Genomic DNA, 23,284 nt, shown 5'->3' with positions numbered 1-23,284 from the left:
TGGTTTGTTTAGTCATGGTAGGTTTATTGGTGCTCTTAGCCATGTTTATGACTGGTTAACCATGCCCTGCGGCTTAAGGGAGTTAATAGTCAAGGTGCTCTCAATACTGGAGACCGTAAGCCTCAGAGAGTTAGCGGATATTATTGGGGCCTCGATCAATGATATAATGAACTACGTAAGTGAATTGATTACCATGGAGGGCAATACCGTTAAGCTCAATGAAGCAGGCCTTAAGGAGGCCCTGAGCATTGATTGTGAGGTTGAGGCGTACGGCAAGCTCTATGAATATTATAGGCTAGGCCGCGTAGTCTTGAGAGGGATGTTGCCATTGCCGAGTACGGCTATAAATACGCCGAGTACCTAACTTCCCTGGAGGCATCTCCAAGGAGGTTCTCGAGGTGTGCCTCAGGCTGGCTAGGTTTGGTTTTGAGTCTAACGTTGTAGAGCTTGCCCGTAAGTATGGGGTTAGGGCGTTCATCATCGGGTTTAGGGTTGGTGATTACTGCAGTGCCATTGATGGATTAAGTTACGCGGTGAGGAGGGCTGATCCATTGGGTTTAATGCCATTCATTAATCAGGCCATTTCAGTTAATAAGGAATTGATCAAAAACTGCATTATTAATTACACTGGGTTAATGCTTCACATTGGTGACGGCTTCGTAAGCCGTGGCTACTTGAGGTCACGTGTTACCTAAGGGTCAGGCTATTGAGTACTAAGGCCCAGGCGTTGACCGGCATGGGTAATTATGAGGAAGCAATCAAGGACCTAAACGAGGCTTAAACACCTTAAGTAAGTGCGCCATGGATGAAATGACTAGGCGCCGTGCGGCGCTGGAGATCTTGGATAGGTTGGGGGTTGTTAACTACATGGTGGGTAATTACGCCGAGGCGTCCCGTCATTTCCTAAATGTTTTAAATGAATCTATTAGGCTGGGTGAGGAATCATTTACTGCGTCGTCTATTCATAATTACGTGAAGTCGGTAATACTCGGTAACGCGGACTGTGCTGATTATCCGCGGTATCTCGAATCGATAAGTGGTTGGAGCCTATATGACTCACTTAGGTACTACTCATCAATTAATGATAGTGCCAACCTAGGTAAGGTTAGGTTGTTGATGGCCGTGCTTCTAATAGGGGTTGGTAGGTTTGACGAGGCATACAAAATTATCAATGACGGTGATGGTGGGGAGGTTCATAAATTTCTTAAGGAATTGCTCGAATTATTCCTGGGTAAAAGAGATTTCGTAAGTGCTGATTATGTGAGTATGAGGTTAGCAATGCTTGGGAACCTCGTTAACCAATTAATCCAGTTACTCAAGCTGGGCAGCGACAGGTCACTGGGCAAGGTCATTAACCGTGAATTACGCTCAGTAGTTTACGAAATATTAACGTGTAGGTTGCCCAAGTTACTGCTGATTTTGTGATTATGTCGTGATTTGCAAAATTCTTAAATAATTCCTAATCATTTAGGGCGATAATGGCTAGTGGTGGAGGGCAGGGTGGTGATAAGGAGAGGATGATTTATCTTTATCATGGTGTTTCGAGGATTTTTGATGGTTATATAGCTGGTATAGGCCTAGGTGTATTGCTTATCATAATCCTCGCGATCTTTATCCTAGCCAGTGACGATAATGTTGCCGCCCTTATACATAATTTCGGCATATTTTTCATAGTAATCGGTGTTCTAGGCATTCCTTTCACTTACTTTTTCATGTACGGGGGCTTTACCTACTTGGCGATGGCGGATAAGGATAGGTACGGTATTGGCGCACTCGGTGCCATTGGTTCATTGGCACTAAGCCTAGCTCTCATTCCGGAGGACGCACTCCTCCTCGTGCTAAGGGCCTCCTACTCAACCTTCCTGGTATTGAGTGTGGTGACAATTATTGTCGGCTTCGTATTCGAATTGCTCATGTACATAGCCCTGTATAGGCTTGGCGATTACTTCAGCGTGGGCTACCTAACCGCCGGTATTATTATTTCATTATTTGCCACCCTACTTTCAGTGATACCCGTGATTGAAATTATAGGGGGCATCATAGGCCTTATTGGCTTTGTGCTGATTCTCGTAAGCCTTAATGAGGTTAAGAAGAGCGTTGAGAGGATTATTGCTGGTCATTGATTGTGGTGATTATGAATGTCTGGGCAGGTTAATCAGAGGTTGATATTTATTTATAATGGTGTTTCCCGTATTCAAACCGGTATAAATATCGGTGTAATGCTTGGTATTATATACGGTATAGCGTTGCTCGTAATAAACCTACTTGGTTCAATGTCTATTGAAGCCATGATACGTGGTTACGGCATACTCCAGGTGGCCGAGGTTGCTGTTGGTTTACCAGTACTTTATCACTACATGTATAGGGGATTTAATGAACTTACGAAAGCCGATAGTGCGAGGTATGGGATAGGTAGGTTAGGGGTTATTTTATTACTCGTGATTAGTCCCTTGCTCCTGGCGGAGGGCTTATACTTCATTCTCGTAGACGTTTCTCAATCAATATTTCTTCTATTGCGTGTGGTGGATAGTGTTGTGGCGTTAGTAATATACGTATTAATCCTAGTGGCGCTTTATAGGCTAGGTTCGGAGTTTAATGTAGATCATTTAAGGATTGGCGCTATCCTGGTTATTGTTTCTGCAGTTATATTAGTAACGCCGAACATACTCGCCGCAATAATAGGGCTTGTGGGCGTTGTCCTGACGATAACGGGTATTGGTGAAGTTAAGAGGGTTGTTGAGGAAAAGATAAAGGGTATGTAATTATGTAATAATGATGTATTAAGAGTAAGAATGCATGCTGTTTCTCTAAAATGTGAATAGTCACGAGTTATCCCTCATTTACATGAGCATTTTAGGTCTTCACGGGCCATCTCGTAATAATTATCATAACAGTATTGATCCTAAGTAGTACCTGGCAATATTTATTCTGGTAGTTATTTAGGCATTGCTTATTGGTATCGCACTGGTGAGTTCATTAGTTGGTTCGTTGTTTAGGGTGGGTATTGGTTTGAATTATTCAATTGCTCAATCAATAAGTAAGGTTGTTTCTAGGTATCGCTAAGTGTACAGAGAATTTGGTTTTTATATGGATTTGTTTTTGATATCGATTGTGCAATTGGGATAGGGATGTTTGGTTGCTTCTTGCCTCCAGGGGCTTGAGGAGCGTGGCCGGTGGCGCGCTTGGCGTAGTTACTGGGCTTTACCTGTACTACTACCTGCATTTATCATTAACTGAGGTTGGCATTTTCTTTGGTGTTGGCGCATTCACGGCACCACTCCTCTCACTCCTCTTTGGTAGGTTGGGTGATAAGTACAGTAGGAAGGTGATCCTACTACTGACGCTTGCCTTCCTGCCGATAGCCACGGCAATACTCCTAATCACCAGGTATTACCCATTGCTCCTACTTGCAGCTGCATTGGGAGGCTTCGGGACCGCGGGTGCACTGGCTAGTGGTAGTGTTGGTGCCGTGGCCGCGCCCGTCCAAACGGCTATATTGGCCGATAAGACCGAGGGCATGGATAGGTCCATGGTATATGCAGTATTCAACCTAGTATCTGGAACGGCATCGGCAATCGGGGCATTATTAGCCAACCTTAGCTATCGAGACGCATTCTACGCGGCTCTTGCATTATCGGCGATTAGCCTCTTCGTGGTATTACCAATTAAGGAGGAACATAAACCTAAGTATCGAACTAATGACGATCCAAATGGTAATTCCAGGACCATGACCCAGCAGATCAGGAGGGATTTAACGTACATAAAGAGGTTCGCGATAGTCGGTGCGTTGAATGGCACAGCCCAGGGATTAATAACGCCATTCTTACCAATAATATTTAAGATGGTCCTTCACGTGAGCAATGGCGTTGTTGGTGATATATTCTTCATAGGTGGTCTAGCAGCAGCCTTTACATCGCTCACGGCGCCAATATTCTCGAGGATCTTTGGGCTTAGGGACGCCATAATTATTCCGAGGATAATATCTACGATTGCGTTAATTCTCATTCCATTCTCAACGACGCTTTACTTGGCTGTGGTAACGTACGTGATTTATGTAATGTTTAGAGTATCGTCATTAGCTCCACAGCAGGCCTTGATGATGGAGCTCGTGGGCAGAGGCAGCAGGTCAACAGTGTCTGGCGTTAATCAGGCGGCGCGATTACTACCATCAGCAACGGCAACCACAGCGGCGGGACCCATGCTCGATTACCTACCAATACCAGTACCATTCGCCATAGCCTTCATTGTGAATGTCATAAACATAGCCCTATACAGAAGGTTCTTCCCCAACCCAAAGCCAATGCGTGGAGGGGTAACTGTAATTGAGTAATGGCTAAATAACCTCGGAAGCCCTAACCTCAACACCTAATTCCCTAGCCAACTCAAGCGCCCTCTTCCTAATCGCTGGACCAACGATGAGTAGTCTTGGCTTCACCTTATTGACCCTCTCATATAGGATTCCCTCCCTATATAATTCAGCCACGTCGCCACGGTCAATGCTCGCCTTGTACTCAACGAGTATGTGCTCATTATCCCTAACAAGAACGTCAACATCAATGACCAAGGGATGACCGAACACGAAACCCTCACCATCATAATAGGTCCAACGCCTAACCTGGTAAACCCTAAGTAGGTCACTGACTAAGTACTTAATGGACTCCCTAAAAGCCTCCTCGGTGAACAGTCCATAACGGTAACCCAATGCCGTTACTGATGATGTTAGCTTCTCAATACTACTATGCATAATGAGTATAACCTCTCCATGCCTCTTAATATCCTCACTTAATGTCTCTATAACCTTCCTAAGCTCTTCTACGGCTTTTCTCATTTCACTTATCTCCTCGCCATGTTTAGCAACGACATCCTTTAAATCAGTAATAGCCTTAACTAGGTTATCAACTGAGGACTTAAGATCACTGATGCCTAATAAGCCATTACCGCATACCTAAACTCCTCATCCTCCTTCAACAGCCTCAGAAGTTCCTTCCTGAGATCAAAACCCATGCCCTATTATGAGTTCATGACTTAATTATTTAAACCTACCCATGGCAATACTTTATTAAGAGCCTATAAATGCATCCTTAGGATGGTCTCGTGGGAATTAATATTCAGCTTCAGTATTCATTGCCGAGGAGATGGGCGTTGCACTACGTAGGTCAGCCTTCTCACCCAACATTAGGGAACGTATGGACCACAGCTGCGCCATAACAGACGCCGAGGGTAATATCGTGGCCCAGGCAGAGCATATACCTGTGCACCTTGGCTCGTTCAGGGTAGGCGTTAAAAGCTGCTTAACTGGCTTGGTAGGGAGGGTGTTGAGCTCGGCTCTGGCGATGTAGTGCTTCTCAATGACCCATACATATCGGGTACGCACTTAAATGATGTCATGGTTATGGAGCCGATCTACGTTAATAATAGGCTCATTGGTTATGTCGTTAATAAGGCTCACCATGTAGACGTAGGTGGGCCCGTGCCAGGTAGCATAAACCCAAGCGCCAGGACAATCTATGAGGAGGGTTTAATCATACCACCAGTCAGGATAATGAGTAAGGGCGAGCTACAGCGTGACATGCTCAATATAATACTTAGTAACTTCAAGACCCCGGAGACAGCAATTGGTGATATAACGGCTCAATTAGCCGCGAATAGGGTTGGTGTTGCCAGTTAGGGAGTTGGTGGAGAAGTACGGTGTTGATGAGGTTGTAAATGCGTGGAGGGAGGGTATTGAGTACGGCAGGAAGTTAACCCTAATGGAGATTGGTAAGTGGCCCAGGGGAAGCTACGATGCGGTGGACTACATGGAACTCGGTGATGAGTTACTACCCATTAAGGTTTCCGTGGAGATTAACGAAAACGGTATCAAGCGGACTTCAGCGGCACTCATGAGCAGGTTGAGGCGCCAATAAATGCTGTTTATGGTGTAACATTCTCCGCAGTATCATTTGCAATAAGATCATTAATACAGAGTGACATACCAACTAACGAGGGGTTCTACAGTGTTATAAGAGTCGTGGCGCCCGAGGGCACACTCGTTAATCCAAGAAAGCCTGCACCAGTGAGTGGTGGCAATGTTGAGACCACGCAGAGGATAGCCGACGTGATATTCAGGCATTAGCCAAGCGCTGCCAAATCGCGTACCTGCGGCTGGGTCTGGAACAATGATGAATGTAATGATTGGTGGTTCATTACCAAGTGGTGGTTATTGGGCTTATTACGAGACAATTGGTGGCGGGACTGGCGGTAGGCCTGGCAAGCCAGGCGTAAGTGGTGTTCATGTTAATATGACCAACACGTTAAATACCCCCATTGAGATAGCCGAGAGGCAATACCCATTACTGTTCACGGGTTATAGGATTAGGGAGGGTAGTGGCGGTGATGGCCTTTACAGGGGTGGTGATGGAATTATAAGGTCATTCAAGGTGCTGACAAGGGCTAGACTCTCAATAATGGCAGAGAGGTTCAGGACAAGGCCCTGGGGTCTGTGGGGTGGTGACGAAGGAGCACCGGGTAAAGTCACCGTTAGGAGGAGTAATGGTGAGGTCATTAATTTACCGAGTAAGGCAACAATAGACCTGGAGCCGGGTGATGAGGTAATAATAGAAACACCAGGCGGTGGAGGGTATGGTTCAAGAAGGTGATTTTATTAAGGTCCAGTAATATACTGTGATGAGCGAATGGGTATTAGGGAGGAAATCAATACATTAATTAGGAGGGCCAGGGACTTCTTAAGGACGGCTGGCTTTCAAGTGGAGAATGGGATGTATGATCTAGCTATTTTTAACCTTGAACAAGCCCTTCAATTATTCCTGAAGGCAAAGATCCTTGAGTACGGCGCTCAATACCCACGTACGCATAGTATACGTTATCTGCTTAAGTTTTTACGTGATATTGTGCCAAGTGATAAGAAGCGTGTTGTGAGTGAATTATTGGATAAGTATTTATTCGAACTGGGTGTACTTGAGGACGCCTATATTGGTGCTAGGTATGTGCCAAGGGAGTATACGAGAGAGGAGGCTGAAAGGTTAATTAAGGTTGTTAATGAAATAATGAGTAGTGAATTATGATTATCTAATTAAGGATGCTAGGATGCGTCAGGACGTATTCAAGAATCTTGATAAATACCTTCACATCATTAAGGAGGTTGTTAGGTCCATAGACCCTGATGCTGAGGTTTACCTATTCGGTTCTGTTGCTGAGAATAGGTACGCACTATCGAGTGATATCGATGTATTAGTAATAACCAATGCCGACCCAGGGACGGTTCTCGAGAGGTTGTGGAGGGCAGGTATTGGACCTCCCTTCGAGGTACACGTTAGAACGCCAGATAAGTTAGTCTATTATGAAAGGTTTGGTAAGTTAATTAGGATATGATCGGCCATTTCAGGTATTGCACGTTATTCGTCCCATGTATGGGCTTGAGTAATTGAGTATTATGCCCATCGGCCAATAATAGTTATTACCATTGTTTTGCGCCCCGTTCGTGCCTATGAACGTTAAGTATAATTGATTTATCCCTAATTGCGTATTTGAGGCACCAATCATTACTTGTGTTTGCGTGTAATAAGTACTCGCCGTGACCGGTTGCGGCACAAACAGCCCAGCAAATGTCATGGCCAGGCTGGCTACGATACCCCAGGGATCAGGTAATAATGATAACGCGAATGCGCCTACCGCAAATGCGATACCAACTGGGTTTGGATTATACGTGGTTATTAATGAGCTTAACGTAAGTGAGACCCCTTCCGGTCCTAGATTAATGCTTGGTTCGTTTTGACATAGTGGTGTTCCGCTTGTCCCAACTACTTCATAGCCGTCATAGATCGATGGTTCATAGCCGAAATAATTAATGTTCGCGAACATACTCGTTATTGGCCCATTACCCATATCAACGCCCGGCATTAGGTATAATGTGTTTGTGTCGCCACTGGGCATTGTGTTGCTCCCAAAGCCCAGCATGTACGTGCCGTTGGCCCAAAAGATGTAGTTACCGGTGTCGTAGTAGAACGAGACAAAGGCGATGTAGCTATCGAAATACGCATAGGCAAACCCAGGTCCATTGACCTGGTAAAGTATTGTGCTGCCCACTAAGGCGCCATTAGCCGTGCCCGGGGTTAAGGATGTGTCCGGCTCAATAGTGATCGAGTTATAACCATTCCATAACTCAATGTTCATATTATTGCTAAACTCAAATAATGGACCAACGAGCTCCAGGTATGATGGACCCCACGTGCCCGTTGGGATGTAGTAGGCTGTCCTGTTCAGGGCTCCGTAAGGGCCGCTACCCGATTCCACGTAACCATTTACCGTGAAGGATATGCCGCTAATACCCGACTTGGTTAGGACATTCTCGCTCCATCCAATGAAGAATTGGGGCCATGGACCCTCATACTCAATGCAATCAGCTAGAATCCACGCGCCAGGTCCTGGTGGGTTATTCTCAACTACACCATTACTATTGCAGTTACCTATATATGTAAACCCTTCGGGCGGTGGTGGCGAACCGCCACCGCCACTTATTACCTGCGGCTTAACCATAAATGGGTCTTTAATGCTATTAATTGGCTTAGGAGTCATGAGGTCGTTTCTTGTTATGTTCGTATTAACTACGATTGTTAATGGCTTACTCAACGCTAGATAACTAGGTGGGTATGGGATGGTGATTACCTTCGTGTATACTTCAGATGATCCATTCACGTATGTTATAAAGGCTATTAATGACGGCCATACCGCATCGCTATAGCTGCCGTACCAGTCACTCGCTATCTTCACGACCAATGGGTTATCTAGATTTATGGATACCGTGCCTAGGCCTTTATAGTAACTGACTGCGTATATGTGTCTTAGTGTGAAGGCGAATAGGCTTACCGTGACCTCAATGGGCTGTCCATCCATGTATACGTGAATTACCAAGGTTGGATGCCCAGTGGCACTGCTGCTGTAATATTCGATTAACGCTGACTTTGTCTTAATGGTCTTAAACGGTATTACGTAGCTTTGGCCGAGACCTACGTTAACCGTCAATGTCATGACAAATATCACGGTGATTATAGTAACTATTAAGGTAATCGTAATCAAATACTTAGAACCTAATCTCATGGGCAACAAACATTTATTTCTTGCGGTACTTTTTTTTAACTCTGGCTGTTCTTAAAAAGTGAGTCGAGGAAATCAAGTTGCTTCGGTATTTCGAACCATTAATGGTATTCGATCTTCATTCCTCGGTTAAAGTAATTCTTATGCCAATGATGACTTATATCGTAACCATACTCCATGATTAGCATGTCCTTGGGTAAGCCTAGTTTATTTTGTTTGTTTTCTTAATTAATGGCTCATAATAATTCAATCATTGATAATGTATAGTAGGTTTGGGTTTATTGATAGGCCGTTGAATCCAAGTGGAGTTCCGCCTATTGAGCGTAGGTACTCGCCAGTTGGCTTTGAGGGTGAGCTTGAGAGGGTTAGGGCTGCAATCAATGCCTTCCTTAGGGGTAGTGATAATATCGCCGTTGTCATTGTTGGGCAGTATGGTTGGGGTAAGAGCGAGTTACTTGATACTGTGGAGGCCGTGGCGCAGGGCCTTGGACTCGGGGTTCTTAGGCTACCGCTTACCTTCGGTCTTGACATTAACGTTGTCATAAATTCATTACTTAAGGCGCGCAGCAGCTCTAGTGAACCTCTGCTCCTGCTTATTGACGAGACTGATGAGGTTAGTAGGGCTGTTGAGCTTAGTAATGCACTTAGCCCGGGCGATGCCGGTAAGGTTAGGGACTTGGTCATTAGGCTTGGCTCGTTGATTAGGGCCTTGATTGAGCCCAGGAATTATAGGGATGTTCTTGGTGTTGACCCCAAGAGGCTTGGCAAGGTCATGATGGTCCTAGCCTTCACACCGCAGCTTTATTATAACATACTCAAGAACATGGTACCTGACGTGTTCGACATAACGAGGGGTAGGGTGTACATGGAGATAGTGCTTGATGAGAGGATGCCCCTATGGCTCTACGAGGCAATGCTACTGCAGCGCTTCAATGCCTACTCCACGGATGAGAGACTTGACTTGGTTAGGAAGGGCTTAATAAACGGTCTTCACCCATTGAGGCGTGAGTACTTGGCCACGCTTTATGAGCTGGTGGCCAACACTGAGGGTGGTAACTTCGCCAAGGGCCTTGGTTAAGTTCACGTCTAAACTCCTGGACATGGTTGTGGAGAGGGGTAAGGAGCTTAATTACGAAGTGTTCGAGGAGTTCCTGAGGGGCGAGGTCTTCAGTGGTGAGTTGAAGGCATACCTTGACGTGATTAATGAGGGACCTAATGATGAGAGAGGGTCCAGGGTATTTAAGGCATTGCTTCTGTCAGGCATACCGAGAGGCATTGGCGATTTAAGTTCGGAGCTTGGGTTTGATGTTGCATCATACATCAATGCGATGGTTAAGGCTGGGCTAGTTGAGGAGGTTCAAGTCGCTAGGTTTAAGCTTAATAATGATGGATTAAGTAAGGTCAATAATGAGCTGATTAAGCTAAGCATGGCGCCTATTGAGGGTGACCTTAGGGACATATCGATAAGCTATGGCTCGTATTACACGGCGTATGAGGGTGAGCCCATAATCTATGTGGTATTTCCAGGTGATGCTAAGGTTTCATCATTCACAAGCATAACTAAGGCATATCAGGTATCGCCCCGGTTACATAGGATGCTTGTTTTTGGTAAGGAGCCTGAGGAGGTCATTAGGCTAAGGAGGAGGTTGGTAAGGCCATAGGCATTGTTAATGCGTTTCGTGAGGACTTGGCAATGGAGATAGTTAGGGCGGCGCTTGGTTCGCAAGTAACGCTTTACCCACTGTCAGGTGCTTTGTTTGGCGTTATTGAGAATCCGCTTGATGTTAGGATTGGGGTTATTGTGAGTATGGATGGGGAGCCCAATCAGCTCATTAAATTGCTGAGTAAGGTGGTTAATGAGGGCGTAATTACGGTTAATGGTCAGGAGAGAGTTATCGACTCGCTATTGGTCATTATAGTATCGAGGACCCTACTTACCAATGATATCGCGAAGAGCATTGTTGAGCCTATCAGTAGGTTATCCTGGAAGCTCGTGCTTGGTCCAGTGACTGACTTTACGTACTTCTCCATATTTGGTTCTGATAGGATTGATGAGCTTAGGTCCATAGTGATTGGTTCCAGGCTTGAGAGGTTGGATAGGGTTCCTAGGGAGTACTCGATCTTCCTCGAGAGACTTAATGACTATAGGGATGAGGTGTTGGCGTTTAGGGATAGGGTTAGGCAGAGGGTTCTTCAGTACACGATGGCCATTAGGCGTGGCGCTAAGGAGTCAAAGGATGCTGTGATTAGGCATATCGTTGAGGCTTGGGTTAAGGGTGAAGGCCTTGAGGATCAACCGAGGTCTTTAGGGATGAGGGTGGTAGGGCTAGGGTTAGCCCTGTTGAGTTGAGTTTCATAAATTACCTAAGGTCATTGGGTAAGCAGAGCTTCACGGTGAAGGAGCTCGAGTACCTCATAAGGAGGTTATACCCTACACACCTGTGGAGGGAGTTTAAGGAGGGTGATTTAATTAAGTTATTAAGTCTTAGGGGATTGTTATTGCCAGTTAATGATGACCTGACTGAGTATGCCCCATACTCGCCCGAACTCGTGCCTAAGGTACTAACCATACTCAGCGAGCATATGGGGAGACTTAGTGAGTCTCTCCGTAAGCCATTATCGATAAGTATTGATGAGTTGAAGATGAGTATTGAGGTTCAACCTGGGATTAATGCTCAGGATAGTGATTGTGAGAGGGCCTTCACATTGTTGAAGGCCGTGCCTGAGACATCAAATGAGTTCCTAAAGAGGTACTCATTATTTATGCTATGCATTGATAGGTTGGAGGGCGAGGTTGATCAGAGACTTGAGGAATTGAATAAGGAATTATCGGCATTATCATCATCACTGAATAATACGATTAAGGACCTATCGAACAAATTGGGCAGCGCCAGGAAGGGCATTAATGAGTATTTACCAGGGCTTTCAAACGAAATTGATTCAAGGATCAACAACTTAATCGAGAGGATCAAGTCATATATCCTGAAACTCAATGGTCTTGAGTTGGAGAATATTAAGGAGAGTTTACCAACAATACTCGAGACGATTAACTCCGAGGTTAATGGCATGATTGAGCTAATGAATATTCTGAGAGGAATTGAGGATAGGATTAAGGAGTACGTAGAATTAACGGGCATCTTAAGAAACGCGTCGGTCATATTGGGTAAGGGCATCCCTGAAATGACCATTGAGGACTTTGTAAACGACTTATTACCATTAATAAGGCATGGTTCATTGGACTTATTGAATAATTACTTAAACGAACTAACACACATTGTTGAGTTAAGGCGCAGGGAGCTTAGTGAGGTCTTGGGCAATGTTAATGCGTTGATTGATAAGTACGCTAGGATAACTGCATGGCTTAAGAAGAGAATAAGCAATAAGTTAGTTGGTAAGTTATTAGGTGATAGTGTTCCCGAGATTCCAAGCCCATCACCTACACTCGACAATGCCAAGTACATCAGTGATGCCATTAGGAGCATTGATGAGGTAATTAGCGAGATCAGCAAGGAACTTAACGTACCCAGGGACTTACTCATCAAGGTTGTATCGTTGGGACCTAACGTGGGTATTGATGAGGAGTTCATAGCCAGGGAGCTCAATATTGATGCTTCCACGGTTAATAAGTACCTGGAGAGTATGTGGAGGGCAGGTCTAATTGATAGAAAGTATGTAACCTGAGGTGGTGCTCATGAAGATTGCGATTCTCGGGCTAGGGAGGAATTGCATACCCAATGAAGTATTTAGTTGCGAAGATACCAATGATACGGCTGTGATCATCGACCTAATCGGCGGTCTTAGGTCCTTGAATGTTAAGGCTCAGTTAATAGTCTCATCGAACCCTGAACCTCTCGTACCGGTTAAGAGGCGCGTGGTTGATGAGATTGCAATTGGTAATTCCGTGTTAAGGACTTTAATAGGTCTTGGGGAGCTCGATGGTGACGCCGTTATTAAGGGTGTTAGGGGTGAGGTATTTGGCATTTCGGTGAGTGGTAAGGTCGTGCTCTTCGCAAGGCCATTACTCATCTACCTAGTCCATGACCCTGAACCGCTCATTAACGAGCTGAAGCTCCTGCTTAGTAATGCCCCACCCAGTGTTAGTATTGATGATGTTGTTAAGGAGTTGGTGTCATTAATAATTTCTGAGAGGCGTAGTAAGAAGGTTTCACGTACATTGGCTTACCTGGAGGAGTTTCTTCAAGACGGTGATGTTGGTAGGTTGCCGCCATACATACTCGACTTACTGACTAGCGTTGGTGCTGTGCAGGGTGATAGGGTTAATAGGGAATTGATTGAGAGAATAATAAGCGAGGTGAAGGCCAGGATATACCCAAGGAGGAGCTGAGATGTTTAATGACGTAGTAATAAACATGCTGGAGCTCATTGAGACCAGGATAGCCCAAATGAGGGATAGGGCACTTGACCTACTTAACAATGCAGGTAATTTCATCGACCATGTAATCGAGGTGGTGCCAAGCAGGGATTTTACTAAGTTCATAGCCGTTGATTCCGGGTTTACGGAGGTAACGTACCTCGGCTTTAGGATAGCGATCATTAACATAGCCCTTCTGGTGAATACTGACGGTAAGGGGCACATAATAAATAGGTTTGACGCTATACTCGGCGTTTCCAGTGAGGAGTTGGAAAGGATGGCTTTGGATATGGAGGCCCAATACGCGCTGGAGTACTTAAGGCTCTTTCCAGTAGATGTGGTGCTGCTTGATGGTGCGTTGATGGGAAGGAATTACGTGAGTAAGTTTAGTGTCCCATTGATTGGTCATGTTAAGGATGTTAGGAGTAACAGGTATTCGCAGGGGATAGTTGATGGTGGGTTCAGGGACTACGTCAATAAGGCTTTGCAGGTGATGGAGGAGCCCTTGGTAATGCATATGGTTATGGAGACGTATAGAGCTAGGAATAAGTCAACAAATACCCTAATCACTAGGCCTTACGTGGTCGGTAGGGTTAGTGATAGGGAGGTTTATGGGTTTTATGTTCAATACCTACCAGCGACGTTACCAATATATACTGAGTACGTGGGTGAGCCCGGCATGATTCAGCACGTGGTATCACGTATAGCCCCATTGTCAACAATGCCGAGGCTTGGTTATCCAGCTCCACTGTACATTGTTGATAGGGTTGCCAAGGTGAACTCGGACTTCAGGGGGATGGTTAGGTTAATAATGGAGAAGTTGGGCGGTGAGGTCTTGAGCGAGTTAAGGGGTATGTACTTAAGGATGGGACTTAACGAGTATGTAAAGAGCAATTGATCAATTAAATTACGCATTTAAGAGTTTCATACCTTAGGTGAAGCATCATCGGGTTCAATTCATCATATGTTCAGTAGCGTCCTTGACCTAATCACCAAGTAAGGTGCATCATCCGGGATTTAATTCTTTTTACTTACAATGACCATTAAGCAAATAAAGCATTAAGGGATTCGATTGTTAGATGTTGATTTATATTGTGCGTGCAATGAACGAGCTTAGGAGGTGCCTAGCCCTCTATGATGAGTTTGAGTGCTCGGCATATCTTAACAGGACATATGGCACATGGATGGTTAGGCTCAGTAGTGATGAGGCTAATGCGATCCTTAACGAAGCATCCAAGGTATGCACACAGGTTGAGAGCAGCTTCCTCTACTGTATATTCTGCGTTGGTTCGCAGTGCAGTATGGAGCCTTCGGAATCTGTGGCCAAGTACATAATTGATTGCCTCGATAAGCTCAACATAAAGCAGGGTGTAAGGGATGCACTGAGGAACATGCTTAATAAGGCTGTGGAGATTAATTCTGAGGTCGCCTGCACCGGTGAGTGACTAATGCTTAAGCAGGCAATCTTTGGAGGAGCCTTCGATAAATTGCCACAGGACGTTTACAGGAGGTGGTTCATCTACCAAATGAGGGTTTCCCAGGCGTTAATAATAATCTCCATGGCATCCTTCATAATTGGTTCGGCCATTTTGGCGTTGAGGCATGGTCGCCTACATGGGGATTTAATGCTTGGCGGCTTGGTATTATTCTACATTGGCATAATGTTCAGCCAGCACCCTGGCTTCACGAGGGTTATGCCAAGCCCACTCGCGTCAATACTAATTGGCTTATTAGCCATTGCCTGGTTCGTGGTTTACGCATTGGGAATGTGGTTCAGCTGGATAGTGGGCGTTATTCTCGCGCTATACTACGCGCTACTATTGATTATTAGGGGTGGCTTAGGCAGGAAACCCCTTTACTGGCCCAACACATTCTTCCTAAGCGGCTTGATTAGCTTAATGATCGCCCTATACCTAGGTGGCTTTAGGCTAGTAATATTCCCCGTGGCGTCGATCGTAAGCCTCATGAGGCGTGTTGAGAGTAGGCAAAGGCCTATCTATGTCATCGATGTACCATACGCGGTCCTACTCCCTGTGATGACGTACTACCTCAATAACCCATAGGCCTGGCAATACTTTCGCTACTCACGTTAATAGTCATTGGTGTACCCAGTAAATTCGGGCCCGCGTTTAAGACTATATACTCAAGGGCCTACCCAATCGGTTCATCGCTTGGTAGGGCAATGCTTATAATCACCGCAATCCTGGCATTAATTGGAGTTCCGCTGGGTGATGTCGTTCACGCGCTTTTCATAGGCTTCATAGCTGTAATAATGTCCTCACTCTGCATACCAATGCTTAACCCAGGCATCCTCTGGTTCTCAATGAGGCGCTATGGCGTTGTGGGATTCGAAATACCAACGCTCCTCTTCATATCAGCCGTATTAAGGGCAATTTACTACCTGGTTGGCCCACAATTAATTGCTGCGTCTCTAATCCTCGTATTCATAGCGTACATCGAGGTCGCGGCGTCATACCTAAGCGGTGAGAGGGTTAAGGTACTCTAACGTAGTTAAGTAGCGCATTCGCTATCAACCTTGCGACTCTAATTGGCTCGGGCCTCTTACCCTCCTTAACAAACTTCCTAATTATCGTCCTAGCCGTCCTATAGTCAATCCCGGTAAACCTCACGTAAACCCTCAAACCACCGGGTAATAGCATTTCCTTAGGCTTACCCAACTTCTCATAAAGCCTCACCCTCACGTCTGAATCACTTAGAAACAACTTCCTCAGCGCATTTACGACATCACCCCCAGGTTCCTCAAAGGTCAGGCACATTATGGCAGGCCCAACTCATTCGCTAGTCTCTCCAGGTCAATTATGTTGTACCAAGATATTATACAGCCATCGATCATCAACAGCTGAATATCATTCCTATTAAATGACTTGTATAGGTTTATTACGGCATCTGTAGCGTCTAAACCACCTACCGTAGTCCTACTAAGTGATACGCCATCAATAATCCCATCACTCCTCATGACAACACCAACCAATATCGAGTACTTAAGGTCAAGCCTAAAGCTCTCGGCTATACCAAGGGCCCTCACGCCGGACTTACTAACAAGGGAATCAGTACCCATACTGCTTTAATCATGTAATGTCCCATAGTTTAAGTTATAATACTTAACACATTAATTCAATTAATACTTACTAGGCATTGATCCCTGGAATTACAGGAACTATCCTCATTAACAACCTTGATCATTAAGTAATTTGAATAACCTTGTCGTATTTACACGTATATATTACTGAGATCTTATTAAGTATGGGTAGCGCCATACTTAGTATTGCGAGTATGCCGTTGCCCCCATTAACTTCATCAACGATACAAAAGCACGTGGATTGAATTCTTTAATGCTGGTGTTGGTACGAACTTGTACCTATCAGTAATCGATGCATCGCAGGCCTATGGCTTACCGCATTTGGCTTTGTACTTAATGCATCTAAGCTCAGAATTGGGTATTAAAGCGGCTAATCCAAGGGCAATGCCGGTGAACCCAGAGCTAAGTTGCGAACACTAATGTTTGAGGCTTTAGTCATTATGAATGCAATCATTAATGTAGATCCTAATCTATGCATCGTATTCATTAATCACCAGCTAATTTTATCCGATATATTGCGCTTCAAACTAAAAATGCAATGATTATGGAGTTATACTGATACAATACATGATGCACACCCTACTTATTGCAGTATATGTTCCCTAGGTAGGGCTGTGTCGAATTAATGATTATACCCACGGGGAATGCCTCACTACTCACCGAGCCGTAGCTATACTTCATGGGTGTTCCGTAAAACGCCACATAGTATGCCGAGCCATAATTAGCGACTAAGTTAACTACAGTATTGAAGTAAAAGAATGACGAGGAACCTGGCGGTGGAACCATGAGACCAGCTATGCCAAGGGCCACAGACGTGGCTAGACCTGCCAGGAACTGATCACCGCCAAATATCGCGGCTACGCTTGAACCAACACTTGGGTAAGCAAGGATTAAACCAGCCATGAATAAACCCGCCTCTGCAGCCACTCCATATGGGTTAGGATTGAATGCTGATGCAGCCACACTTAGTGAAAGGTAGCATCCTGATGATGTACAGGTTATACTGGGGCTTGACGTGCATAAACCATTATAGTGATAATTACCGTTACTATCCCTCGAAATGAAGACATAATCATAAACATAGCTTGGGCTAATTAAACTGAACCTAGGCGCTATCTGGCTCATCATGAAGCTCGCAATGCCATTGCCGAGGTCAATGTCCGGCCATACCCACAGCACATTATTATGTATGGCACCTGGTAGTAGGTTGATAACTGCCGTAGCATTAGCATATTCATCAAGTGGATGAGTATAGCCGTTCTGATCGACGTAGTAGCCTTCGAACTGTATTAAGGCTAGGGTGCCATTGATACCTAGGTAAAGGAAGTCGGGTCCCCTATTGACATAGTAATAAAGGTTTGGGTATGAGTACGATAACGAGGAACTTGACGAAAATGCGAAATGTACATAGACATTATCAACATAGTTATAGCCGTTATAGCCTCCATAAATAGGTAGATTACTTGAGAACTGTAGTGTTGGTCCAACAACCTCAAGCCCAGAACCGGGAACATTAGCAGCTCCATATAGCCAGAGCCTTTTGAGCGTAACCGCCTATACTCAGTACTATTTCGCCGCCAATATTGTTACTCCATGCGTCCTTGCCCCAAGCAATCCACAGTATGGGTATTGAGCCATTAAATCCAGCGCAGGCACGTGGTTCCCAATAAATAATTCCTGTACCGGCATATGTTGGTGGTGGAGCGGCATTCAGTACATTAGTACTTCCGAGGCAGTTATATGGTCCCACGAAGCCGTATGGGTCAACCGAGGATTTCATTATTGATAAAGTGGTATTTATAGTGCCATAGCTATAGTCAACCTTTATTGGCTTTACCCTGCTGAAGTCTACATATAGGTTTATTACTATTGATTCATTATTTATTATCCAGATTGGGCTATACGGAATTGTCACTACTACAGTTCTGGTCTCGTTTGTGGACTTATTAAAGTACGTAATGAATGCAAGCAGAGATGGCCATACCACATTTGGTGAATTCCCATTTAAGACGAGATCTTTCACGGTCTCCCTGGCAATGTCCATTATTGGCTTTGACGTTAGGCTTATGTTTACTGAGCCGACTCCATAGTAATAACCTATTGTATAAATGTGCCCTTCACCTAGGGCGAATAGGCTTACGGTTAATGGCGCTGGATTATTGCTTAAGTATCCATGTACTATAAGTATTGGTTTCCTTGCTGTTGCATTATAGTAGTAAACCTGGTATGCATTAGTACTGATCATTAGTATTGGCTTGGGGTTCAGCGACTGAGCAAATGTATTCAATGCAATGAGTATGATAATGGCAGTAATTGATATAGCCAGCACTGATATTGCAATACCCCTCCTATTGATACCCATGGACATCAAATAATCATTAATCACCAAGTTTTTACTTCGGGTGTTCTTAAAAGATAGTCGAGCCGAATTGAATGAATATTTAAAATTTAATGGCATTACACCCTGGGCTTTAGTCCCAACCTTATTAATCCATCCCTAAGCCTCTGCACCTCTGAGCGCTCAGTGGCCTTAGGTATGGTTCCTTAACGGTTCCAAAGTCATAACGTAGTAAGTGGACTAGCTTGTAATAACCATCAACGCCTGGGTATTCCTTGATCAACTCCCTAACCCTGGCTATTAGGTCCTGCTTCTCCATGGCCGACTGAAGCTACCGGCCCTGAAATCGTTGAACATTTCTCTCATGACCTCCGGAAGCACGTTGGCCATCGCCGAGATACAACCCTTTGCCCCAACCATGAGCGCCGGCAGTATTGTGGAGTCTGCGCCATTGAGCACAGTTATGCCTAGCCTAACGTGGTCCATTATCTGCGTTATATCGCCAGTACTATCCTTAACACCGGCTATTCTGACGCCATCGCTTAATAATTTCGCTATTAAGTCAGGAGTTACGTTGAAGCCCGTGTTCTGCGGTATGTTGTAGATGAATATTGGTAACTTCGTTAACTGGGACAGCTTCTCGTAGTACCTCTTCAGCGTTTCATAATCTGGCCTATAATAGATTGGTGGTATTGACGAGATAGCCACCGCACCATACCTCTCGGCAAGCCTCACCGTCTCCACAACGTCCTGCCAATCAAATGAGAAGACATGAACCATCAATTGCTTATTCGTATTCCTTGAAATAACCTCCAAGGCCTCCCTCCTCTCCTCAAGCGTTAGGTATGGTCCCTGGCTAGTCGTACCAAATGGGTAAAAACCATCAACGCCAGCCTTCGTTAGTGAGTCAACGTGCCTCGCAAGAGACTCCTCATCCAATTTACCGTTTTTAAAGGGTATTGCCAAGGCTACGAATATTCCCTCCATCGTAGGTATTCGGCATAAAGTCCTTAATAAAACTATTTACTTACAAATCATAATTAATTGGTTCACTGGACAATCCTCCTCTCATTACCCTCCTTAACAAGCCTAATAACACTATACTTAACATTAGCCTCCTTGGCTGCTTTCACTATGTCATTAACCAAATCCTCTGATTGAGTCGTGATTATTACCTGACCAACCAAGCCCTCATTAATGAACCTAGTTAATAATGCCGCAAAGGCCCTCCTAATGTTCACGTCAACGTAGGGTATTGGTTCATCCATTAGTAGGAAGTCAACATTGTGGTTAGTGGCCCTATAGACACTTAGCAGGAATGAGAGGGCTATCGTCAGCCTCTGTCCATCGCTTAACCTGGATATTGTAACCTTCCTACCGCCAGGCCTAATCGCATAGAGTGTGTATTCGCTGACTACTCCGACAACACCCCTATCCCTAACCGTAACCTCAATACCCGCACCCTCAAGGTCATTGTATGGGTATAGTAGCTTGAATATTGAGCCAACGTTGTCCCTAACAATCCTAATCATTTCATCCCTAACCCTGGCCTGGACCTCCCTAATACCAGCCTAATCCTGACCAACCTGTTGTAGAATTCCTCAAGGAAGTCAAGTCTCCTCCTGAGCACTGAGGGGTCCTCCTTATCGAAGCCAAGACTTGACAGTGCAAGCTCAAGCCTACTTAGCTCCGCCGAGTCATCACTTAACCTAGCCCTAACCTGGGTCAACCTCTCATCAATATACCTAATTTGGTCTTCAATACTCGTTACAGCCCTCGTATCAACACCAAGACCACTGAGTTGTTGCCTAAACTCCTCCTCCTGCTGCTTCAGGGAATTAAGTTCCCTATACTTCCTTAGGTATGAAATTGCCCTGTCAACATCGTCAATTTCAGCCCTAAACTCGTCAATAAACCTCGTAAGTACCTGAATTCTCCTATCAATATCCCTAATGGACTTCTCAATAGTCTCAAGCTTCGAGACCACAGCCTCAAACCTAGACCTAACATCACGTGCACGTTCAACGGTGGTCTCGTAATCATTAACTATGGGCAACAAGGTCTCCATATTAGTTAAGGCCTTCTCCAGCTCATTCAGTTTATTCCTCATCTCCTCATTTTCGTCAATACGACTCCTCGATAACTCCTCAATCCTCCTCTTAATTTTTTCATAATCCTCCTCACTCAACGGCCTATTACAGACAGGGCACCTCCCCTCATGATTACTCAGTATGTATTGTAAAACGTTTAGTAATGATACCCTAAAGCTCTCCTCGGAACTAAGCTTCTCAAGCCTACTCTTCAATTCCTCAATGTCCTTCCTAACCTTAATTGGCTCACCATACTTATCAACCAACGCCCTATACTCCCTAACCCTGGGCTCCTCCTGGGAAAGTCTCGCCTCCAACTCCTTAAGTGATGCCTTCAGTGACTCGACCTGGATCTCGAGGTCATTACGAACATTACTAAGGTACTCCCTATCCTCAACCAGCTTATCCTTAAGTTTAATGAGTCCCTCAAAGGCTTTGTATATATTCTCGCAGCCTCAGCCAGGTTATCATTAGTTATCACTAACTTACTAACCTCATCAGCCTCATTAACAAGTGCGTACTCCTCAAGCTTCTCAACCAATGAATCCCTAAGTTCCTCAAGCCTAAGCCTAATGCTCGTCTCATTAACCTCCTTAATGCCCGCCCTCTCAAGCTCCTGCTCAAGGCCCTCCCTCCTAATCCTAGTAGCGATATAATTACTGTATACCTCCTCAACACCCCTGAAGTTCTTCAGTATTTCCTCCCTCTTTCTCAATAAGTCATTGTAGGCATTACCGAGTTCCTCCTCCTCCTTCCTCAACCTATCAATTTCCTCCCTAAGCTCATTAACCTTCTCCCGCGCCCTCTCGATGGAGCCATACTTAACAATTATTTCAGGGAGCTCCTTAACACTGGCAAGTCTCTGCCTAAGCCTATTAATCAATTCCTCAAGCTGAGACATGGGCAACGACTTATTTAAATTATCAAGCGCCTCAAGCCCAAACAACTTATCAATGAATAAACTCCTCTTCGTGATATTACCATAGACTAGCGCCTCAAGGGTCCTATGCGTAACTAGCACAAGCCTCTCAAAGTCATCATCATCAACACCCAGGAATTCTATGACCCTAGGATTGACATCATCGCCCTTATACCTAGTGCCGTCAATTATGGCAGTAGGGCTCTCCCTCGCAGTTTCACCAGACCTCTTAAGCTCCCTAACAATCTCGATACCACCAGTAAGCACTAGCCTAACAAGTGAGGAATTCGAATCCTCATTTATTAGGTCAACCAACTTCGAAACCCTCTCCTTAACCTCCAACTGGGTTCCATAGAGCGCATACTCAATCGCCTGAACAATACTTGTCTTGCCAGATCCAACGGGTCCATGAATTATATTAATACCGTCATTAAAAACAACCCTATGCTCACCTCTAAACCCCCTGAAGTCCCTAATGATTAACTCATTAATCCTAACCTTCACCCTCACCCACCTCAACGCCAACCTTACTCAACTCCTCATTAATCGCCTTAATAACGCCCCTCCTACCACCCTCCTTATAAGCCATGTAAAGCTTAATAGCCAATTCAGCATCCTGCCCGAGCCTCTCCCTCAGGAACCTAATTATTAATTCATCAAGCTCACCCATTCCCACCACCCCTCCTCCTCAACACCTCAATCCATGGATTGTTACTGAGGAAGTCAGGTAACTCATTACTAATTGTCGAGCCCTCCCGCGCAGCGGTATTAGACGTTCTTGTGCCTTGCGGTCCAACACTCTCGAGCCTATTGAGGCGTTCAATTAATTCATTAATTGTTTGTTCAATCCTCATCACCCTATTCCTCAACTCATTAATGTCCTTGGCCAATGCTGAATGTTGATGCCCGATAAGGAACTCCTCACGTCATTAATCGCCTTCTCGAGATCATCAATTCTCTTCTTAATACTTTCATCAATACCCTGCTGTAGCTGTATTGGTATGCTCGGTATTAACTCCTCCACGGCTCTTTCAGGATCACTTGATGATAGGTCATAAATATAAACGCCAACCCTGTTACTCCTGAATAGTTTACCATTGATTAATCCCCTGGCGCTCTGTGGAAACGCTATATACGCCTTATTGTAATTAAACCTATTTCTCATGACATTACTAAGCTCATCAATTATGTAGGACTCCGTTGGGAACTCCTCGGTCGATATTCTGAGGTAGACCGTGTTATTACCCTCCATGAGCACGACCTCCCTCTCACTCAATTTATCCACTACCCTGAAACCCCTCTGCAATAGCCACTCCTCAAGAAGCTTCCTTGCAATCTCAATACTCATTACACCTACACATTACTAATTAAC

General features: G+C 44.9%; 30 protein-coding genes and 2 pseudogenes. 19 read left to right on the top strand and 13 right to left on the bottom strand.

The features are described from left to right. The first annotated feature begins 4 nt into the window (after window positions 1-4). The 6 genes from JCM16159_RS01045 (at window position 5) to JCM16159_RS01020 (ending at window position 4,330) form a co-directional block, all read left to right on the top strand. Window positions 5-364 (top strand): hypothetical protein, encoded by a 360-nt coding sequence (locus JCM16159_RS01045; RefSeq protein WP_054856646.1) that lies wholly within the window; start codon window positions 5-7, stop codon window positions 362-364. A 34-nt stretch (window positions 365-398) separates the two neighbouring features. After that, window positions 399-695, top strand: a complete 297-nt coding sequence (locus JCM16159_RS01040; protein ID WP_054856645.1) for a hypothetical protein — start codon at window positions 399-401, stop codon at window positions 693-695. Between the two features lie 106 nt (window positions 696-801). Then, entirely contained in the window at window positions 802-1,425 is a 624-nt protein-coding gene (locus JCM16159_RS01035) for a hypothetical protein (protein WP_054856644.1), read from the top strand. Window positions 1,426-1,478: 53 nt separating this feature from the next. Then, window positions 1,479-2,123 (top strand): hypothetical protein, encoded by a 645-nt coding sequence (locus JCM16159_RS01030; RefSeq protein WP_054856643.1) that lies wholly within the window; start codon window positions 1,479-1,481, stop codon window positions 2,121-2,123. Between the two features lie 15 nt (window positions 2,124-2,138). Beyond that, the gene (locus tag JCM16159_RS01025; RefSeq protein WP_054856642.1) at window positions 2,139-2,762 is read left to right on the top strand and encodes a DUF973 family protein; all 624 of its coding nucleotides are present in this window, start codon (window positions 2,139-2,141) and stop codon (window positions 2,760-2,762) included. A gap of 347 nt (window positions 2,763-3,109) precedes the next feature. Continuing rightward, the gene (locus JCM16159_RS01020; RefSeq protein ID WP_054856641.1) at window positions 3,110-4,330 is read left to right on the top strand and encodes an MFS transporter; all 1,221 of its coding nucleotides are present in this window, start codon (window positions 3,110-3,112) and stop codon (window positions 4,328-4,330) included. 3 nt (window positions 4,331-4,333) lie between these two features. Here JCM16159_RS01020 and JCM16159_RS01015 read toward each other — a convergent pair whose 3' ends face one another. After that, complete coding sequence (locus JCM16159_RS01015; protein ID WP_243665484.1) at window positions 4,334-4,828, bottom strand: PD-(D/E)XK nuclease family protein; 495 nt, start codon at window positions 4,826-4,828, stop codon at window positions 4,334-4,336. 258 nt (window positions 4,829-5,086) lie between these two features. Between JCM16159_RS01015 and JCM16159_RS01010 the strand changes: the two are divergent. From JCM16159_RS01010 to JCM16159_RS01000, 3 genes and pseudogenes are all read left to right on the top strand, one after another. Then, a pseudogene (locus tag JCM16159_RS01010) lies at window positions 5,087-6,638 on the top strand (hydantoinase B/oxoprolinase family protein). 36 nt (window positions 6,639-6,674) lie between these two features. Continuing rightward, entirely contained in the window at window positions 6,675-7,064 is a 390-nt protein-coding gene (locus JCM16159_RS01005; protein ID WP_054856640.1) for a HEPN domain-containing protein, read from the top strand. Next, a complete protein-coding gene (locus tag JCM16159_RS01000; protein ID WP_243665483.1) occupies window positions 7,054-7,371 on the top strand; it encodes a nucleotidyltransferase domain-containing protein in 318 nt (105 codons plus the stop codon). Before JCM16159_RS01005 ends, JCM16159_RS01000 begins: the two co-directional genes overlap by 11 nt. Before the next feature lie 9 nt (window positions 7,372-7,380). On the opposite strand, the gene JCM16159_RS00995 is transcribed toward JCM16159_RS01000, so the two are convergent. Continuing rightward, the gene (locus tag JCM16159_RS00995) at window positions 7,381-9,102 is read right to left on the bottom strand and encodes a hypothetical protein (protein WP_243665482.1); all 1,722 of its coding nucleotides are present in this window, start codon (window positions 9,100-9,102) and stop codon (window positions 7,381-7,383) included. A gap of 250 nt (window positions 9,103-9,352) precedes the next feature. On the opposite strand from JCM16159_RS00995, the gene JCM16159_RS13280 reads away from it, so the two are divergent. From JCM16159_RS13280 to JCM16159_RS00965, 9 genes are all read left to right on the top strand, one after another. Continuing rightward, complete coding sequence (locus JCM16159_RS13280; RefSeq protein ID WP_243665481.1) at window positions 9,353-10,171, top strand: hypothetical protein; 819 nt, start codon at window positions 9,353-9,355, stop codon at window positions 10,169-10,171. Continuing rightward, window positions 10,143-10,754: a hypothetical protein gene (locus tag JCM16159_RS13275; RefSeq protein WP_243665480.1), complete on the top strand. Its 612-nt coding sequence runs from the start codon at window positions 10,143-10,145 to the stop codon at window positions 10,752-10,754. Before JCM16159_RS13280 ends, JCM16159_RS13275 begins: the two co-directional genes overlap by 29 nt. A 32-nt stretch (window positions 10,755-10,786) precedes the next feature. Next, window positions 10,787-11,443 (top strand): hypothetical protein, encoded by a 657-nt coding sequence (locus tag JCM16159_RS13270; protein WP_243665479.1) that lies wholly within the window; start codon window positions 10,787-10,789, stop codon window positions 11,441-11,443. Next, entirely contained in the window at window positions 11,440-12,774 is a 1,335-nt protein-coding gene (locus JCM16159_RS13265; RefSeq protein WP_243665478.1) for a hypothetical protein, read from the top strand. The genes JCM16159_RS13270 and JCM16159_RS13265 overlap by 4 nt, the downstream gene beginning before the upstream one ends. Before the next feature lie 10 nt (window positions 12,775-12,784). Next, window positions 12,785-13,438 carry a hypothetical protein gene (locus JCM16159_RS00985; RefSeq protein ID WP_054856716.1) on the top strand — a complete coding sequence of 218 codons (654 nt, stop codon included), beginning with the start codon at window positions 12,785-12,787 and terminating at the stop codon, window positions 13,436-13,438. A 1-nt stretch (window position 13,439) separates the two neighbouring features. Further along, window positions 13,440-14,363 carry a DNA double-strand break repair nuclease NurA gene (locus JCM16159_RS00980; RefSeq protein ID WP_054856638.1) on the top strand — a complete coding sequence of 308 codons (924 nt, stop codon included), beginning with the start codon at window positions 13,440-13,442 and terminating at the stop codon, window positions 14,361-14,363. Window positions 14,364-14,568: 205 nt separating this feature from the next. Beyond that, a complete protein-coding gene (locus JCM16159_RS00975; protein WP_243665522.1) occupies window positions 14,569-14,910 on the top strand; it encodes a hypothetical protein in 342 nt (113 codons plus the stop codon). Between the two features lie 3 nt (window positions 14,911-14,913). Beyond that, window positions 14,914-15,528 carry a hypothetical protein gene (locus tag JCM16159_RS00970; protein WP_054856636.1) on the top strand — a complete coding sequence of 205 codons (615 nt, stop codon included), beginning with the start codon at window positions 14,914-14,916 and terminating at the stop codon, window positions 15,526-15,528. A gap of 119 nt (window positions 15,529-15,647) precedes the next feature. After that, window positions 15,648-15,971, top strand: coding sequence for a hypothetical protein (locus tag JCM16159_RS00965; RefSeq protein WP_054856635.1), 324 nt, complete (start codon window positions 15,648-15,650; stop codon window positions 15,969-15,971). Here the strand turns inward: JCM16159_RS00965 and JCM16159_RS00960 are convergent. Continuing rightward, window positions 15,958-16,544, bottom strand: a pseudogene (locus tag JCM16159_RS00960) (DUF99 family protein). The gene JCM16159_RS00965 and the pseudogene JCM16159_RS00960 sit on opposite strands and share 14 nt — an antisense overlap. 294 nt (window positions 16,545-16,838) lie before the next feature. On the opposite strand from JCM16159_RS00960, the gene JCM16159_RS13260 reads away from it, so the two are divergent. Continuing rightward, window positions 16,839-16,985 carry a hypothetical protein gene (locus JCM16159_RS13260; RefSeq protein WP_243665477.1) on the top strand — a complete coding sequence of 49 codons (147 nt, stop codon included), beginning with the start codon at window positions 16,839-16,841 and terminating at the stop codon, window positions 16,983-16,985. Between the two features lie 159 nt (window positions 16,986-17,144). On the opposite strand, the gene JCM16159_RS13255 is transcribed toward JCM16159_RS13260, so the two are convergent. The 10 genes from JCM16159_RS13255 to JCM16159_RS00940 all read right to left on the bottom strand — a co-directional run bounded on the left by JCM16159_RS13255 (window position 17,145) and on the right by JCM16159_RS00940 (window position 23,260). Continuing rightward, window positions 17,145-17,744 (bottom strand): hypothetical protein, encoded by a 600-nt coding sequence (locus JCM16159_RS13255; RefSeq protein ID WP_243665476.1) that lies wholly within the window; start codon window positions 17,742-17,744, stop codon window positions 17,145-17,147. Window positions 17,745-18,078: 334 nt separating this feature from the next. After that, window positions 18,079-18,951: a hypothetical protein gene (locus JCM16159_RS13250; protein WP_243665475.1), complete on the bottom strand. Its 873-nt coding sequence runs from the start codon at window positions 18,949-18,951 to the stop codon at window positions 18,079-18,081. A 100-nt stretch (window positions 18,952-19,051) separates the two neighbouring features. After that, on the bottom strand, window positions 19,052-19,222 hold the full coding sequence (locus JCM16159_RS13245) for a hypothetical protein (protein ID WP_243665474.1): 171 nt from the start codon (window positions 19,220-19,222) through the stop codon (window positions 19,052-19,054). Beyond that, window positions 19,204-19,890, bottom strand: a complete 687-nt coding sequence (locus JCM16159_RS00950; RefSeq protein WP_243665473.1) for a dihydrodipicolinate synthase family protein — start codon at window positions 19,888-19,890, stop codon at window positions 19,204-19,206. The genes JCM16159_RS13245 and JCM16159_RS00950 overlap by 19 nt, the downstream gene beginning before the upstream one ends. A gap of 62 nt (window positions 19,891-19,952) precedes the next feature. Next, window positions 19,953-20,435 (bottom strand): AAA family ATPase, encoded by a 483-nt coding sequence (locus JCM16159_RS13240; RefSeq protein WP_243665472.1) that lies wholly within the window; start codon window positions 20,433-20,435, stop codon window positions 19,953-19,955. Next, a complete protein-coding gene (locus tag JCM16159_RS13235) occupies window positions 20,432-21,310 on the bottom strand; it encodes a hypothetical protein (protein WP_243665471.1) in 879 nt (292 codons plus the stop codon). The genes JCM16159_RS13240 and JCM16159_RS13235 overlap by 4 nt, the downstream gene beginning before the upstream one ends. A 17-nt stretch (window positions 21,311-21,327) precedes the next feature. Further along, window positions 21,328-22,422, bottom strand: a complete 1,095-nt coding sequence (locus JCM16159_RS13230) for an AAA family ATPase (RefSeq protein WP_243665470.1) — start codon at window positions 22,420-22,422, stop codon at window positions 21,328-21,330. Then, the gene (locus JCM16159_RS13225; protein WP_243665469.1) at window positions 22,406-22,582 is read right to left on the bottom strand and encodes a hypothetical protein; all 177 of its coding nucleotides are present in this window, start codon (window positions 22,580-22,582) and stop codon (window positions 22,406-22,408) included. The genes JCM16159_RS13230 and JCM16159_RS13225 overlap by 17 nt, the downstream gene beginning before the upstream one ends. Further along, window positions 22,575-22,802: a kinetochore protein SPC24 gene (locus JCM16159_RS13220; protein ID WP_243665468.1), complete on the bottom strand. Its 228-nt coding sequence runs from the start codon at window positions 22,800-22,802 to the stop codon at window positions 22,575-22,577. Before JCM16159_RS13220 ends, JCM16159_RS13225 begins: the two co-directional genes overlap by 8 nt. Further along, window positions 22,778-23,260 carry a hypothetical protein gene (locus tag JCM16159_RS00940; protein ID WP_243665467.1) on the bottom strand — a complete coding sequence of 161 codons (483 nt, stop codon included), beginning with the start codon at window positions 23,258-23,260 and terminating at the stop codon, window positions 22,778-22,780. Before JCM16159_RS00940 ends, JCM16159_RS13220 begins: the two co-directional genes overlap by 25 nt. Between the last annotated feature and the right edge of the window lie 24 nt (window positions 23,261-23,284).

Origin of the sequence: Vulcanisaeta sp. JCM 16159, assembly GCF_001316265.1 — an archaeon.
GTDB lineage: Archaea > Thermoproteota > Thermoprotei > Thermoproteales > Thermocladiaceae > Vulcanisaeta.
The sequence above is the reverse complement of the archived record's forward strand: the minus strand, read 5'-3'. Positions and strand labels throughout refer to the sequence as shown.

Bases quoted from the DNA above. Each gene is read 5' to 3' on its own strand.
- JCM16159_RS13225 (WP_243665469.1), bottom strand. From the start codon at position 22,582: ATGGGTGAGCTTGATGAATTAATAATTAGGTTCCTGAGGGAGAGGCTC.
- JCM16159_RS13240 (WP_243665472.1), bottom strand. From the start codon at position 20,435: ATGATTAGGATTGTTAGGGACAACGTTGGCTCAATATTCAAGCTACTA.
- JCM16159_RS01035 (WP_054856644.1), top strand. From the start codon at position 802: ATGGATGAAATGACTAGGCGCCGTGCGGCGCTGGAGATCTTGGATAGG.
- JCM16159_RS01005 (WP_054856640.1), top strand. From the start codon at position 6,675: ATGGGTATTAGGGAGGAAATCAATACATTAATTAGGAGGGCCAGGGAC.
- JCM16159_RS00980 (WP_054856638.1), top strand. From the start codon at position 13,440: ATGTTTAATGACGTAGTAATAAACATGCTGGAGCTCATTGAGACCAGG.
- JCM16159_RS00965 (WP_054856635.1), top strand. From the start codon at position 15,648: ATGCTTATAATCACCGCAATCCTGGCATTAATTGGAGTTCCGCTGGGT.
- JCM16159_RS00940 (WP_243665467.1), bottom strand. From the start codon at position 23,260: ATGAGTATTGAGATTGCAAGGAAGCTTCTTGAGGAGTGGCTATTGCAG.
- JCM16159_RS01030 (WP_054856643.1), top strand. From the start codon at position 1,479: ATGGCTAGTGGTGGAGGGCAGGGTGGTGATAAGGAGAGGATGATTTAT.
- JCM16159_RS01015 (WP_243665484.1), bottom strand. From the start codon at position 4,828: ATGAGAAAAGCCGTAGAAGAGCTTAGGAAGGTTATAGAGACATTAAGT.
- JCM16159_RS13245 (WP_243665474.1), bottom strand. From the start codon at position 19,222: ATGGAGAAGCAGGACCTAATAGCCAGGGTTAGGGAGTTGATCAAGGAA.
- JCM16159_RS00985 (WP_054856716.1), top strand. From the start codon at position 12,785: ATGAAGATTGCGATTCTCGGGCTAGGGAGGAATTGCATACCCAATGAA.
- JCM16159_RS00975 (WP_243665522.1), top strand. From the start codon at position 14,569: ATGAACGAGCTTAGGAGGTGCCTAGCCCTCTATGATGAGTTTGAGTGC.
- JCM16159_RS00970 (WP_054856636.1), top strand. From the start codon at position 14,914: ATGCTTAAGCAGGCAATCTTTGGAGGAGCCTTCGATAAATTGCCACAG.
- JCM16159_RS01025 (WP_054856642.1), top strand. From the start codon at position 2,139: ATGTCTGGGCAGGTTAATCAGAGGTTGATATTTATTTATAATGGTGTT.
- JCM16159_RS13280 (WP_243665481.1), top strand. From the start codon at position 9,353: ATGTATAGTAGGTTTGGGTTTATTGATAGGCCGTTGAATCCAAGTGGA.
- JCM16159_RS13270 (WP_243665479.1), top strand. From the start codon at position 10,787: ATGGAGATAGTTAGGGCGGCGCTTGGTTCGCAAGTAACGCTTTACCCA.
- JCM16159_RS00950 (WP_243665473.1), bottom strand. From the start codon at position 19,890: ATGGAGGGAATATTCGTAGCCTTGGCAATACCCTTTAAAAACGGTAAA.